At 68.4% G+C, this 14,939-nt stretch carries 10 protein-coding genes and 1 pseudogene; 7 read left to right on the forward strand and 4 right to left on the reverse strand.

The genetic code is table 11. The features are described from left to right. Positions 1-95 precede the first annotated feature (95 nt). A pseudogene (locus ACIQIB_RS38370) lies at positions 96-662 on the forward strand (DNA/RNA helicase domain-containing protein); the annotation flags it as partial. 111 nt (positions 663-773) lie between these two features. Here ACIQIB_RS38370 and ACIQIB_RS38375 read toward each other — a convergent pair. The 4 genes from ACIQIB_RS38375 to ACIQIB_RS38390 all read right to left on the reverse strand — a co-directional run bounded on the left by ACIQIB_RS38375 (position 774) and on the right by ACIQIB_RS38390 (position 7,288). Then, positions 774-1,706: a phosphorothioated DNA-binding restriction endonuclease gene (locus ACIQIB_RS38375; RefSeq protein WP_400763964.1), complete on the reverse strand. Its 933-nt coding sequence runs from the start codon at positions 1,704-1,706 to the stop codon at positions 774-776. A 165-nt stretch (positions 1,707-1,871) separates the two neighbouring features. Further along, a complete protein-coding gene (locus ACIQIB_RS38380; protein ID WP_400763966.1) occupies positions 1,872-2,969 on the reverse strand; it encodes a helix-turn-helix domain-containing protein in 1,098 nt (365 codons plus the stop codon). Between the two features lie 38 nt (positions 2,970-3,007). Further along, complete coding sequence (locus ACIQIB_RS38385) at positions 3,008-3,685, reverse strand: hypothetical protein (RefSeq protein WP_400763969.1); 678 nt, start codon at positions 3,683-3,685, stop codon at positions 3,008-3,010. 321 nt (positions 3,686-4,006) lie between these two features. Next, entirely contained in the window at positions 4,007-7,288 is a 3,282-nt protein-coding gene (locus tag ACIQIB_RS38390) for an AAA domain-containing protein (protein ID WP_400763971.1), read from the reverse strand. 397 nt (positions 7,289-7,685) lie between these two features. Here ACIQIB_RS38390 and ACIQIB_RS38395 point away from each other — a divergent pair, with 397 nt between their 5' ends. From ACIQIB_RS38395 to ACIQIB_RS38420, 6 genes are all read left to right on the forward strand, one after another. After that, a complete protein-coding gene (locus ACIQIB_RS38395) occupies positions 7,686-8,933 on the forward strand; it encodes a tyrosine-type recombinase/integrase (protein WP_400763973.1) in 1,248 nt (415 codons plus the stop codon). Between the two features lie 623 nt (positions 8,934-9,556). Then, positions 9,557-9,862: a helix-turn-helix domain-containing protein gene (locus tag ACIQIB_RS38400; protein ID WP_329949490.1), complete on the forward strand. Its 306-nt coding sequence runs from the start codon at positions 9,557-9,559 to the stop codon at positions 9,860-9,862. Continuing rightward, positions 9,863-11,107 carry a tyrosine-type recombinase/integrase gene (locus ACIQIB_RS38405; RefSeq protein WP_400763977.1) on the forward strand — a complete coding sequence of 415 codons (1,245 nt, stop codon included), beginning with the start codon at positions 9,863-9,865 and terminating at the stop codon, positions 11,105-11,107. Between the two features lie 97 nt (positions 11,108-11,204). Continuing rightward, complete coding sequence (locus ACIQIB_RS38410; protein WP_400763979.1) at positions 11,205-11,390, forward strand: hypothetical protein; 186 nt, start codon at positions 11,205-11,207, stop codon at positions 11,388-11,390. A gap of 330 nt (positions 11,391-11,720) precedes the next feature. After that, positions 11,721-13,082 carry a restriction endonuclease gene (locus tag ACIQIB_RS38415; protein ID WP_400763981.1) on the forward strand — a complete coding sequence of 454 codons (1,362 nt, stop codon included), beginning with the start codon at positions 11,721-11,723 and terminating at the stop codon, positions 13,080-13,082. An 843-nt stretch (positions 13,083-13,925) separates the two neighbouring features. Next, the coding region (locus tag ACIQIB_RS38420; protein ID WP_400763983.1) for a tyrosine-type recombinase/integrase at positions 13,926-14,939 on the forward strand (1,014 nt) is incomplete at its 3' end.

Genomic DNA, 14,939 nt, shown 5'->3' on the forward strand with positions numbered 1-14,939 from the left:
CTCCCCCGAGTACCTCGCAGCACCCATGAGGACATCCTCTCCACGGACCCGAAGATCCGCTTCTCAGAAGTGTCCACAAACAGGGGTAAAGCCCAGTGGTCGACAGTCCCCAGGAGCTGGAGGCGTTCCTCGATGCCCGGCGCGCGGAGGGGTACGGCTCCCGCATGTCGGCCGGGTACTGCTGGAAGTGGACGACGAAGGTGGCCCCAGGGGACCCGCTGCCCCTCGACGTGCACATCGGTGACTGGGCCCGGCCGTGGAACGTCTACGGCGACCGCTCGATCGCCGGCGCCCCGCCCGCCGCGTTGTGGGCCACCGACCCGGCCGGCTTCGGCCAGGTCGGCTGCGTGTACACCGCCCAGGGCTTCGAGTACGACTGGAGCGGCGTCATTCTCGGGCCGGACCTCGTCTGGCGCACCGACCGCTGGATCACCGACCGGACGGCCTCCAAGGACCCTGTCTTCCGCAAGTCCACGACCGATGCCGACATCGACCGTCTGATCCGCAACACCTACAAGGTGCTGCTGACGCGAGGAATGATCGGCACGGTGGTGTACTCGACGGACTCGGAGACGCGGGCCAAGCTTCGGGAGCTGGTCACGGAGCAGGTAGGACAGAGCGCGATGGAGCAGAGCCACCCACGGCCGATGACCACTCACTGATTCCGGGCAGGACACACGGTCCCGTCGAGTCTGCGCGATCGGGAACGGGCCACCCGAGATGGGGTCGGACGGCGTACGGTCTCTGACCAGTCAGCGACCGTGCGGCCTCTGTCAGCCCGAAAGCGCCGGGGCCAGGGGCTCCCGGGCCTCACCCCGGAAGACCTGTTCGGCGTGCCACTGCCGGTGCCGGCCCGCGACCGGAGGAACCCCCGCTTGCGGGCCGATGACCGGTCGGCCGGCCAGGGCGAGCACGTGCTGCCTGCTGGCCTCGCTTCGCCCGACGAAGCGCCGCGAGACGAGTATGCGGCGGCCCTCCCCCAGGCCCAGGACGCCCTTGTCGAAGAGCTTGTGGTGCAGCGAGCACAGGCACAGGCCGTTGTCGACCTCGTCCGGCCCGTCGTAGGACCACCAGCGCACGTGCGCCGCCTCCAGGCCGACTGTGCTCGCGCCCAGCATGCCGTCGTAGCCACAGAAGGCGCACTGGAACTCATACGCGGTCAGGACGACTTCGCGCATGCGCCGGTCCCGCTGCCGTCGCGCCGCCCGCTCCCGCCCGCCCGGGCTGTTTCCGGTCACGCCCGCGGCCTCGGCCGGGTCCAGGTCGAGGCCTACGGCTTCGCACAGGTCGGCGTGCAGTGATGGCGGGAAGTGGAAGTCCAGGAGCACCCGCGCCAGACGGCCCATGAGCGCCGGCTCCTTCCTCAGCGCCGTTCGCAACTCGGACGCGAGCCGTCCGGTCGCGCCGCTGGAGCGCAGGACCCGCACGTCACTCCCCGGGCTCCCCAGCCCCTGGTCGGTCCTGACCTCCCAGACGCCGTCACTGACCAGATGGTGAAACGGGTACGCGGGAGTGGTCGGATGGGACGGCCCGTACTCTTCGAGCAGCCGCTTCAGCTCCTCCTCGACAGCGCTGTACCTCAGTTCACTGTCGGCATCGCGCTGGAAGCTGCCCAGCGCGTACAGCAGCAACAGCGGTTTGTGCGGCGCCCGAACATCGTTGTTCGTCCACCGTCTTAGCTTCGCTACCCGCTCCAGCCAGTCCATGGCCGTACAGCGTATTCCGGGACACCGACACGACCACAGCCTCGAGCCGCACAGGACGCTGCCCGAATATGCGACAGCTTGCGCTCGACACAAGACGTCCGCCCCGGCCTTACCGGCGCCAACATCATTGGCCCGTTCACCAGACGGTCAAGTCGGTCACCAGTCTCAGCGCACGAGGGTCAGCTTCGGGCGGGTGCCGCCACCTTCGCTGGCTGGCCGCTCGTTGCTGCCGTTCCTGCTGGTCACGATGAGACCGAAGACCCAGCTGCTCAGTTCCTTGGGCGTGACGTGAAGCTCTCTCGCAACGTCCGATAGCCCACAGCCCTTGGCTTTCAGGTTCGCGAAGACCTTGTCTAGGAGCTGAGAGCTTTCGCGGACGGGCATGCCGTTGGGTTCGCCGGTGCGGTAGCCGCGTTCTCCGAGGTCGATGACGGTTCGCCGGTATTGCCAGTCGGTGAGGAGGCCCAAGTCGTGCAGGCGGTAGGTGAGGGAGAGGGCGGACACGTTCCAGATCGGCTTGGCCTGGAGGATCTGCGAGACGAGGGGCGAGCGGGGCATGTGGTCGAGCACGCTGGTGCGTGGCATGAGGAACGCGCTGGCGAAGGCGTTGGCTTCCTGTTCGGCCTGAGGGCCGACGAGTGAACGGTCTTCGCCGTGCAGGACCAGGTGGCCAAGCTCGTGCGCGGCGTCGAAGCGACCACGTTCTGGCGTCTTGAGTGTGCTTAGGAAGACGAAAGGGACGCCGTGTCGCCATGTAGCGAAGGCGTCGACGTCCGTGTATTCGGGGGGCAGGGAGAAGACGCGGATGCCATGGGATTCGAGCAGGTGGACCATGTTGCCGGCTGGGGCGTGGCCTAGGCCCCAGCGGGCGCGGACCATTTCGGCTGCGGTCTCGGGGTCCGGCTTTCCCAGTGTTGGTACGTCCGCGGCGGGGAGCCTGAATCGGTCTTCGATCCAGTCGTGGAGTTCGAGGGCGAGTCGGCTCGCCGCGAGGGCTCCTTCGCGTGGGCCGGCGGCAAGCTTGCTGCGGGCTCTGAAGGAGACGGCTTCGAGTGGGATGGGGTCCAGGTCTGGCTGGTAGAAGAAGGACTCGGGGAAGTCGAGGGCGGCCGCCAGTTGCGCGAGGCTTTCGGCAGTTGGTTCGGTCCGCCCACGCTCGTAGTTCGACAAGCTTTGGAGGCTGATTCCCGCACGAGTTGCGAGGTCGTTGAGGGTGTAGCCGCGCCGCTTGCGGGCGACGACGATGCGCGAGGAATTGATCATCGCTCCTCGTCATCCTTAGCTGGTCGATGTGCTCGCTGTCACCGCTCTTGGACGTCTACCACGTAGCTTGCGGCTTGATCGCCAGTGTAGTCCTGGATCTTCTTGATTCGAACGGCGGGAAGGAGGATTCGGGCCCTCCAGCTGTCGATTCGCCCCTTTGGCCCCACCCTGTCCGGGAGCGAGAGCTCGCTGCGAATCTCCACGATGTTCGATTTCCGGCCCTCGATGCGGCGGGTCAGGAGGTACCAGGTGGCGAGGTTGGCGTACTCATCGTCATCCAGGTGGACTTCGTCGGGTCCGGCAGCGGGGGTGAACAGGGAAAGCTGCTGCAGGTGCTGGTTGCGGGTGATGGCGGCTGCCTTGGTGACACCGGCAGGCCGATGACTGCGAGGCTGCGGGTTGCCCGGAAGGCCCGTTCGGGCATCTCCCAGCAGGACTCCGATGCCGATGGTCTTGTCAGGGTTGACGATCAGTGGCGCCTGCTGCGGATCGTATCGCTTCCAGCCCTCTTCGGTGCGGAGTTGGAAGCGGAGCTCCCGTACGCGGGCCAGGTAGTCCTGGGTGCCACGGGCGTTCTTCGGGTCGTCGCTGGTGCATTGTTCGCGGGACCGCTCCCCCATGCGGACAACACGGTCGAAGTACTCAGGGCGCAGGCCCATGTCGGCGAGCAGTCGTGTGCTGTCGTCCGGATTGCCGAGAGCAGCGTTGAGGAGCACGAACCCTCCGAGTCTTATAAGAATCGCACCACACATGCGGGCGAGTTTTTATAAGAGTAGCGCGTGACACTGACTCAAGTGACCTCGCAAGATAGGCGGTTGTCACACTTGGCGGATCAAGCTAGCTGACCTGCGCAGTTGTCGAAGCGTCCGCCGAGACGGTCCACGCTCGGGCAGCAGTGGTCGCCCTCGGACTCGCCGGGCCCGAGGGCGACCAGGTCCCTGGCTGACTCGAGGCTCGGTAGATGAACAGCGCCAACGTCGAACGGTTGCGACTTCCGGGACCGCGCCGGGAAGGCCATGGAGGGCTGGCGCTTCCGTTCAGCGATTTCCGCGCTTGGATCTGGACGTCGTGAACTGGACTGGGACAGTCCACCCTCGGTCACCCTTGCGGGCAGGACACGCCCTGTCGTAGCAGCGCCAGTACCAGCCGGCCTTGCCCCGCCTGAGGTCGAGCTGGTCTCCCTGACAGCCGGCGCATCGCGGAGGGCGGGCGAAGTCCTCTGCGTGCTCATGCTCGAGGATCTTGCGGGCGAAATGGGCGCCTCGCACTGTCAGCATGATCTCGCGGGAGTGGCTTTGGGAAAGGGCGTTCAGGCTGCCGAGGAGCACGGTCTGCTCGTCGATGACGACGATCTTCTGGTGCATGACGTTGACGGGGATCACCGAGGGGGTGACGGCCTTCAGCTCGTCGAGGTACTCGGTGAAGCGCTGCTGGTTCTGGTCGCTCTGATCCCGGACGAAGACGGTGACCTGCACGCCGCGTCGTACGGCGTCCTCCAGAGCGGGGAGCAGGCTTCGTACGCGCTTGGCGACCCATGGGGTCCAGATCCACAGGGAGTGCTTGGCTTCGGCGAGGCGGTCGGCGAAGGTCTTGTAGAAGGAGACTTCGTCCTGGACGTCGGCGATTTCGACGTGTCGGCTGAGGATGTCCGCGAGGCGGGTACCGACCGGGCCGAGTCCGGGGGCCTGCGCTGCGAGTGGGGTGACGAGGTTGGCGGCTCGGATGGTGCGGACGGCGCCGGCTTCGATGAGCCCTCGGACGGCTCCGAGGGCGCTGTCGTGGGGTGCGGCCAGGATGCGGTCGCGGCTGCCGATGAGGTACAGGCGGTTCTGCACGCGGGTGGTGGCGACGTTGAACAGGCGGAGGCCGTTTTGGGCCCAGTCTCCGCTGCCCGGGCGGCGTGAGGCCTGGGCCATCCACATGCCGCGGCCGTGTCGTTCCTCGACGAGGTCGAAGATGACGACGGGGAACTCGCGGCCTTGGAAGCGGTGGGCGGTGCCGACTTCGGCGAGGAGTCCGGAGTCGCCTTCGATGTCTCGCAGGGCTGCGAGCGTTGCTTCCGCCTGTGCTCCGTAGGGGGTGACGATGCCGGTGGTGTCTCCGTCGGCTCGGTGGAGTTCCACGAGGGTGCGGGCGAGGAGGAGTCCGGCCGGCCACCATCCGCTGGACGGGCCGTGGTGGTGGATCTGGGCGAGGTCGCCAAGTCCGTCGGTGTCGACGATGACGATCTCTGCGTCGTCCTGTGCCTTGGTTCGGGCTCGGGCTTGGACGGTGGGCCCGCCGGTGAGCAGTCCGTCGTAGGCGAGGGTGTTGGCCAGGCGCATGACGTCGGGGCCGAAGCGGTGTTGGACGTCGAGGCTGATGCATCCGGGGTTGGCGCGGGCGGCGGCCGGTGTGTCGATGCGGCAGTGTTCGAACACCTCGGTGAGGAGCCACTGTTGGATGTCGGGGCGCCTGCTGCCTTTGAGGGCTTCGGGGAGCACGGGGCCGAGTTGCATGAAGTCACCGAGGAGTACGGCGGCGCTTTTGGCCTTGGCGACGGCGAGGAGGACTTCGGGCAGGGTGGCGGCGCCGACCTCGTCGACGAGGACGACGTCGTAGGGGCCTTCGAAGACGGTGGGGTTGGTGCGGAATCTGGCGAGGGTGGTGGCTACGAGGCGGGCTTCGCGGATGATCTGGCCTTGTGCGTCGCGGGCGAGGCGTTCGTACTGTTCGTGGAGTTCGCGGTGCTGCTTGATCAGCGCGGGTTGGCGGGTGGTGTCGGCGGCGACCTGGGGCCGCAGGGTCTGGGCTTCGTGGTGGGTGGCCGGGTGACCGCGGCGTTCGGCCTTCTTGACGTCGTCGAACGCGGCGAGGGTGAGGCGCAGTTGCTCGTCGAGGTGGACGAGGCGGGCGGCCGTGGCCTGTTCGGTGTCGCGGGCCCGGCGGAGCGCGGTGTCGGTCTGGTGCAGTTCGGTGTCGATGGCCGCCAGGTCGTCGCGGGTGAGCGGGATCTGCCGGCTGAGCCGGGTGATGGCGGTGTGGGTCTGGAGGCGGTGGCGGTCGGCGAGGGCGCGGGCTTGTCGGGCGTTGTCGAAGGTGCCTTGGTGGCGTGCGAGGGTGGTGTCGCGGTGCTTCTCGGCGGCGGCGATGGCTGAGCGCGCAGTGAGTTTGGCCAGGCCCTTCTTGGCTTCGAGGTCGTCGAGGGCCTGCTGGGCCTCGGCTACTTCCTGGTGTGCGAGGAGCGCACGGGCCTCGGCGCTGGTGGCGGCCTCTTCGACGTCGGCTGTTTCGGCTTCCAGCGCGTCGATCTCGGCCCAGGCGGCGCGGTGGCCGGCGGCGTTGTCGCTGCTCTGTCGGGCTTGCTCGGCCCGGTCCTCGGCGTGCGTGAGGAGGGGCTGAAGGTCGCGGTGCTGGTCGGAGTAGGCGGCGAGTTGGGCGGTGAGGTGTTGCGCCGCGAGGGTCGGATCGTCGAGGCGTTGACGCTGGCGGGTGTAGTGGTCGGCGTCGAAGTCGGCGAGGCGGAGGGTGAGTGCGGCGAGGTGCTGGGCTCGTTGTTGCTGGGCGCTGAGTTCAGCGGCGACGGCTTCGCGCTGCCCGCCGATGGCGGCGAGCTTTGCTCTCACCATGAGGGGAAGGCAGACCTCGGGGTCGTCGGCGATCTGTTTCAGGTGCGGTGGGCCGACGCGGACCAGTTGCCCGGGAGAGTGGCGCTGTTCCTTCACGACGCCGAGGAGGGCGTTGTCGACGGCGATGTTGGTCGCCGACACCAGGAGCACGCGCTTTCCGGCGGAGATGAGGTCACTGATGGCGCGTTTGAGGACCGAGGTCTTGCCTGTGCCGGGTGGGCCCCACACGAGCCACAGGCCGGTGCCGACGCACGCGCGGTAGGCGAGGTCCTGGGCCGGCAGGAGGGTGCCCGACGGCAGGCCGTGCGGTGAGAGTCGCCCGCCGGGCTCTCCGCGGGCGAGCAGGCCGGCGAGGCCGTCGTCGGTGATGCCGGCGATACCGTCGCGCAGGGACTTGACGAGGAACGTCGCGGGTTGCTGGTGGAGCCACAGGCAGGGGTCGGCGGGGTCTGCGAAGTCGGGCACGCGGATGCGCAGGGCGGTGCCGTCGTGGGTGACGTCGAGGACGGGGTGGCCGTCTTCGACCGTGTTCTCATCCGGTTCCGCGAGGCGGAGGCTGTCGGTCTGGAGTTGGTCGGCGTTGATGGTGAGGCCGCGGATGTCGATGGCGTACTCGCCGGGGCCGGCTGCGACAGCGCGTCCCAGTATCCGCCAGTAGGGCTTGCGCCCGGTGCCGCCTTCTGCGGCGAGCCAGGAATCGAGCGCCGTCACCGTTTCCTCGCGCCAGCCCACAGTCCCCCCATCGCCAGTACGCGTCCCCCGGTCGCCTATGTCCTACCACTGGGGACGGTTCGTCGTAGGAGCATTGCCGAGATCCACGGCCGGCGTTCGGCACCCGGGGCCACGCGTCCCGGCCGGCTTCCCTCCCCCCGGACAAGGCCGCGATGTCCTCTCCGCGCATCCCGGGGCTCCCGGGCAGGGGCCGCCTTGCGACGCCGCAGGTCCACACTGGCTGTGCGTCCACCCTCAAGTCCGGAAGGAGGACACCATGCGTGGCTCTGGAACGATCTACAAGCGGTGCGGTTGCCGGGACTCCCGCACTGGTCGACAGCTCGGAAGGACCTGCCCTGACCTCCACCGCCGCGGCCACGGTTCCTGGTATCTCGCGATGCCACGGCCCGCGACCGTCGACGATCACCGCTCCCGCCTGCGTCGGGGCGGGTATCGCACCCGCAAGGACGCCACCGAGGCTCTCCAGCGCCTGCGCGACCGCGACCGCGTGCGCCAGGGCGAGCTCCTCACCACCGGCCAGTGGCTGCTGCGCTGGTACAGCACCGTGGAGCCGCACCTTCGGCCGTCGACCGCGCGCGGCTACCGCAAGCACCTGGAGCAGTACCTCGTTCCGCTGCTCGGCCACGAACTGCTCTGCGAGCTGACCAACGAGGGCGTCCAGCAGGCCTTCAGCAGCATCGTCCGTCGGCACCAGAGCGCGGGCCGGCCGATAAGCGCGGGCACGCTACGCCGGATCCAGGCGACCTTGCGTGCCGCCCTCAACGTTGCCGTACGCAACGAGATGCTGACCACCAACCCGGCGCGACACCTCGACCTGCCGAGGGCGCCGCGCCCTCACCCGGTGGTGTGGACCGATGGTCGAGTGGCGGAGTGGGAGCGAACAGGCGAGCGCCCTCCCGTCGCTGTGTGGACGCCGGCCCAGACCGCTGCCTTCCTCGCCTACGCGAGCGGGCACCGCTTGTACGCGTTGTATCACCTGTACGCGCTGCGTGGCCTACGTCGCGGGGAAGGCGTAGGCCTCCGCTGGTCGGACTTCGACGCCTCCGGCCGAACGCTCACGGTCGCCAGGCAGCTACAGCAACGAGAGAACGGCCGCCTTGAGGCCTGCCCCGTCAAGACTCGTGCCGGCGAACGAACGATCGCCCTCGACGGGAGCACCGTCCGTATCTTGAGCACTCACCGTAATCAGCAGAGGAGGGAGAAACTCGCAGCGGGAATTGAATGGAATGAATCCGGATACGTATTCACCGACGTCTACGGGAGTCCGCTGCGCCCGGACCACGTCGGTCACGTCTTCCAGGGCATGGTTCGCAGAAGTGGCCTACCGCCGGTCCGCCTCCACGACCTGCGCCACGGCGCGGCAAGCCTTGCCCTGACCGGCGGATCCGATCTCAAAGTCATCCAGGCCCAGTTGGGTCACTCGACGATCGTCACCACTGCCGACACCTACACGTCGGTCCTGCCCGAGACGGCCCATCTCAGCGCAGAAGCGACGGCCCGCGTGGTGATCGACGCAGCTCGGATGATCTCCAGAGGCATCCGTAGTCAGCCCAAGACGCGCAAGCGGCGCTCAGGGATCCGCCCCGCCGCCATTGCAGGCAGAAGAATCCGTAGCTCAGAGTGAGTTATTGACGTTTCGTCGGCGTGCTTTGCCGCCCCACGCGCGCCTCACTCGCCACCCATCACGGGACCCCACCCAAGCCAGTCCCCCACTCCGTGACGGACGCCTTCCCAGGTCAAGGGGCCTACGATCAAGAAAGTGATGTCCAGAGAGGAATCCGCAGGCCTACGGATTAAAAGTCCGCAGCTCTTGAGTTAGCCTCGGCTCGACGTAGGGCGCCGACTGGCCAGCACTCCTTACATTCGTCACGGAACGTAGCCGCGACTCTTCGCCTGCCGTCGCTTTCAGGGTACTCCCGGGCCTTCGCCGGGTGCTCCGGCCGCGACCCACCAGGCAAGAGCGCCACCTGCGGCGTGCATCGCAGCCAGCACCGAGAAGCGCCCCTCAGCCCTGGGTGACCTGCGCAGACTCCCGGCGGCCGTAGGCCGTCCTCGGCGGTCACAGACATCAGGTCGCCTTCCACCCGGTATGCCCGCCGGGTCTCGACGCGCTTCGAAGAACATCACGTGCGTACGGTCTGCCCCGTTCAGCACGCCAACCCCTGTTCCGCCCGTCCAGGCGGACAGGTGACTGTAGGCGTGCCCGGCCGAGCCCAAGCGGCTCCACCACCCCGCCAGAGGGAGACCATGTACGCCCGACCCCGCGTTCCCGCCGTAAGCCGGCTCTCGGTTCCGACCCCAGCCGCCACCGACCCCGCGCACCAGGCCGATCCGGCATCGGAGTTCGACCTCCTGCACAGCGGCTGGTACTCGACCGAGGAACTCGCCGCACTGTTGAAGGTCGACCCCTCGACCCTGCGGCGCTGGCGCTCCGCCACTCCCCCGCAGGGACCGCCCTTCGTCCAGATCGCGCCCCGGCTCTACCTCTACAGCATCCCCGACACCCAGCTGTGGCTCGCCCAGAAGCGCACCGACCCATCTGAGGCAGCCTGAATGTCCGACCACACCCGGCTCGTCCCCATGGGTGTCGATCTCACCACCGACATCGAGCACCGCCCTGACCGCCGCCCACAGTTCCGCTACCGCGCCCGCGTGCGCTGGACGGACCCCAACGGCGGCGGTCGCAAGTCGGCTTCCTCCTCCGTCCCCACGGAGACCGAAGCCGAGGCCTGGATCGCCCGCATGCAACGGGCAGCAGCACGCGGTATCACCCCCGCAACCCTCACCATGACCCTCGCCGAGTACGGCGACGAGAACTGGGACCTTGCGATGCGCGGCCTGGAGACCACCACCCTCGACCCCTACGCCGCCGGCTGGAAGCTGCGCGTCACCCCGATCCTCGGCCACATACCCGTCACCAGCATCACCAACGGCATCACCGACCGGGCGCTCCACTCGTGGATCGCCGACGGGCTCAGCATCTCCTCCGTCAAGAACAGCCTCGCCCCACTCGTCCGCATCATGGAGCAAGCCGTCCGCGACGGCCTCATCGACTTCAACCCCTCACGGATGAGCGGCTGGCAGCGCCTCTACAAGAAAGCCGAGGACGAACTCGACGACCCCCGCTCCCTCGCCCTCGCCGACTGGGACGCCCTCAACGAACTCGCCAACGCCCTCGTCGAACGCTCCCACAACCACTACCGCGGCTGGGGCGACATCGTCCGCTTCGCCGCATGCACCGCCGCCCGCATCGGCGAAGTCTCCGGCGTCCGCGTCAAGGACATCAACCGCTTCGACTGGACCTGGGACTTGTGCCGCCAGACCACCACCGGCCCCGGCGGCCTCATCGACAAGGGCACCAAGGGAAAGCGGCGGCGCACCGTCCCCGTCATCGAAGAGATCCGCGACCTCGTGAACTGGCGCATGAACGTGGTCGGCAACGACCCCATGGCCCGCCTCTTCACCGGACCACGCGGCGGACGCATCACCACCGCCATCCTCCGCGACGCCACCCACTGGGACGAAGTCGTCGTCAGCCTCGGCTACGAGTACCTGCGCCGCCACGACCTCCGGCACACCGGCCTCACCTGGCTCGCGGACGCCGGCGTCCCCATCCACGTCCTCCAGAAGATCGCCGGCCACGGCCACATCACCACCACCCAGCGCTACCTCCACCCGGACAAGAGCTCCATCGAGAACGCCGGCCGAACCCTCAGCAGGCACCTGTCAGCAGACCGGACTACCTCGCAGGCGGCAGCGACCGAGGCGCCCGTTCGTCATCTACGTCTCGTCCAGTAGACGGCCGTAACGGGCAGCCTCCGAGGTCTCGCCGCTCACCATCTACCTACGGCAGCGAGCCTGTCATCGTCAACCACGCTGTTGTAGAAGTGGACTTGTGACAGACAACGAGCAAGGTGCGGAACCCTGGGTCCGGCTTCTGCACTGCGAGCAGACGGCACGCAACATCCACGGCAGCCTTCGAGCCTCTGGCATCACCGTGCCGCTGGACGCCGTACTCGACCTGTGCAACCGCGAGGTAGCGTCGCGCGACGGCAACCCCGCTCCCCTCCCACCCGAATGAGCGCTCCATCTCCTCGACGGTGCCAGCACAATGCCACCCACCGCTTGCTCCGACCCCGCTCCGACCGCACAGCGGATTTCCGGCGGCCCCATCCGGGTAGGGCTGCTGTCATATCGCGCAGGCAGCACGGACCCCACGCGGGTTCGCGCTGTCATGGACCAGGGGGTGGACTGGGTGGCACGCCGAAAGACTGTGGCGGAAATCCTCGCCGAGGCGTACCGCCTGAAGCAGCAGGCACGAACCGCGGAGGCGCAGCGCGGGACGCAGCAGCCGACGAACGGCCAGGCGGCCTCCGCGCCGGCGGCTCAGCCCCGTCCCAGGAAACGGAAGGTGGACCCTGTCGTCGAACACGCCCGGCTCCTGGCCGCCGGCGAGAAGCACCTCCAACGTGAGGAGGCCGCCCGCGCCAAGGAAGCCGCCCGCGTGGAGGCCGAGTTGGCCAAGCGCCAGGCGGCCCGCCGCCGGGCGGAGGAAGCAAGGAAGCGCGAGGACGCCCAAGCCGAGAAGGAGGCCCAGCGGCAAGCCCGGCAAGCGGAGACGGCCCGGCTCAAAGCCATGGCCGAGGCGGGCACCGCCGAGTGCAACCTGCGCCGCGAGGAACTGGAGACGGTCCTGCTCCTACGACCCGAGGGCCTTGAACTGTGGCATCCCCACGTCGAGCAGGCGTTCATCCACGAGGGTCCCCAGGGCGTCGCAGAGATGGTCGAAGACCTGCTGCAGCGGTCCCCCGTGCCCCCTGGGTGCCGAACGGCATCCCGCGCGGTCTACACCCCCGAGGCCCAGCAACTCCTGGTCGACGTCGAGCTTCCGAACCACGAGATCGTCCCCGCGGTGGCCTCCTACCGCTACGTCGCCCAGCGGGCCGAGGTCGTCCCCCAACCCGCCAAACAAGCCGAAGTCCACGACGCCTACGCCCGGCTGGTGGCCCGCCTGGCCCTCCGGGCGCTGGACGAGGCGTTCACCGCCACACCGGCAGCATTCGTGGAGACCGTCATCCTCAACGGCCGCGTCAACGCCACCGATCCGACGACCGGCCAGGCCGTCCGGGCGTGCGTCGTCAGCGTCGTCGCCCAGCGCAAGGACTTCGCCGAACTGGTCCTGGACGAACCGCGTCTCGACCCGCAGCAGTGCCTCCACCGGCTCGGAGCCACCGTCTCCAAGCACCCTCACGACCTGGAACCGGTCACACCCATCGTCGAGGCGGACCTGTCCCGCTACCGCATCATCACCGACACGGCCGTGGTAGCCACCCTCGACAGCCGGCCCGACCTGCTCCGGATGAACCCCTACGACTTCGAACGCCTGGTCCGCGAACTCTTCGAAGCCATGGGCTACGAGACCTGGCGCACCCAGGGCTCCCGCGACGACGGTGTGGACGCCGTCGCGACATTGGCCGACCCGACCGGATCCACCATCTTCGCCATCCAGGCCAAACGCTCCAAGAACGTGGTCCCGGTGAACACCGTCCGCGCCATGTCGGGCGTCATGCAGGACAAGGGCGCCGGCTACGGCATCGTCGTCACCACCTCGTGGTTCGGCAAGGACAGCTATGACTTCGCCCACCGCAACGGCCGCCTTCGCCTCATCGACGGCCGCAACCTCAAGGCCCTGCTCGCCGAGCACCTGAACATCGACGCCCTGATCGGCCTGCCCAAGGTCCCCCCGGGCTGGCAGGCCGGCGACCTCGTGTAGGTGCGAACGCGCAGCCGCCGCACCGGGTTGCGGCGGCCCTCGGCCGATGGCTGCGGTCCCCGGCTGGTCCCCAGCAAGATCGCAAAGCGGCGGCATCGCAGCCGCCCATCACCTGTCGGGCCATCAACAAAAAGGCCGCTGGCCTGGGATTTCTCCCGGCCAACGGCCTTCCGACATCACTGTCGGGACGACAGGATTTGAACCTGCGACCCCTTGACCCCCAGTCAAGGGGTTCAACTATTGTCGGCAGCCGAGGCCTCAAGGCCTCGGCTTTTCTCTTGCTCAACTACCCTGGGGACCAAGTGAGTTGGGACTTCACGACTGAAGCGCAGCCACAGTCAGCTGACAGTTGCTCAGTGTTCACTTCGTGCAGAAGTGTCCGTTTCGGACCATGGGCGCCCATAGGCGCTCATCGGATGTGGTCCCAAAGTGGTCCCCAGACCGGGCGCCCAGCCGCGGCTACTGCCTGTGATCGGAACCTGTCGGCCCTTCAGCAAGCGGCGTCGTACCTGCCCGACTGCCCCTGCGTCGATGCCGTCGGCCGGCCTGCGGGGCCCGGTCCTGCGGGCGGATCATGGTCGCTTACCCATCGGTTGCGCATAGTGATCTTCCGGGCGGTGTGTCGTCTTGAGCGTGTCGTCGCCGTGTGGTTGTGACTACGTCGCGCACCGCCTCTCACGCTCTGCCGCCACGCCCGACCAGGCAGCGACTCTTGGTCCCGGATCACCCGATCGACAGAAGGGGAAGCTCATGGGACAGCGTGCGCGGCGGGGTCGGGTCTACCGGCGGTGCGGGTGTACGGACGGGCACGGCAACCAGCTGGGTCCGTGGTGCGTGCGACTGGTGAAGGAGGCGGGTCACGGGTCGTGGACGTACTGCGTCGACCTCGCCCCGGAAGACGGGAGGCGAAGGACCCGTCGACGGGGCGGGTTCACCACCCGGGCGGAGGCGGCCCGCGAGATGGCCGCGGTGCTCGACGGTGAGCTGCGCGGAGTCTACGAGAGCCGTCGCACCACCGTCGCGAGCTACCTGCGCGAGTGGCTGGCCACGAGAAAGCCGCACCTCGCGCCGAACACGTACGCCGGCTACGCCGCGTGCGTCGAGCGCGACCTCATCCCCGCCTTCGGCCACCTCCGGCTCCTCGACCTGCGCCCGGAACACATCGACGACTGGGTCACCGCCCAGCTGGAAGCACAGCGCGGGCGCGTCACCGTCTACCGGGCCGTGTCCACCCTGCGCAATGCGCTGAACGCCGCGGTGCGCTCATGGCGCCTGCGCTACAACCCCGCCAAGCACTCCGTGCCGCCCAAGCCTCGCGCAGCCGAGCGCACCTGCTGGACCCCCGAGCAGGCCGCGACCTTCCTGCAGCACGGTGTGGAGCAGTACGCGGACCAGCTGACCGACCTGTTCGAAGTCATGCTCGGCACCGGCATGCGCCGCGGCGAGGTCCTCGCCCTCCACTGGTCCGACGTCCACCTCATGGACCGCAAACTGTTCGTCCGCTGGACCCTCGCCGCCATCAACAACGGCAAGATCCACCTCCGCGAACCCAAGACCGAGGCCAGCCGCGCCTGGATCAGCCTCTCCCCCAGAGTCATGGCCGCCCTCCATCGCCAGGCCGCCATCCAGATGAACGCCCACCCCGACGGCCGGCTCGAAGGCCTGGTCTTCGCCCGCCCGGGCGGAACGCCGCTGCGGCCCCAGTGGGTCCTCGACCAGCTCCGCAAGCGCACCGCCGAGCTCGACCTGCCGAAGATCGGGCTGGTGAGTCGGCCCGGGGCGCGGTGCCGGGATTGCTCCCGGTCCGTTTCCCCGGACCGCTCTCCGAACCCGCCGTGCGCCTCTCAGCGCAACGGG

This window comes from Kitasatospora sp. NPDC092286 (assembly GCF_044755565.1).
In the GTDB taxonomy this organism is placed as follows: domain Bacteria; phylum Actinomycetota; class Actinomycetes; order Streptomycetales; family Streptomycetaceae; genus Kitasatospora.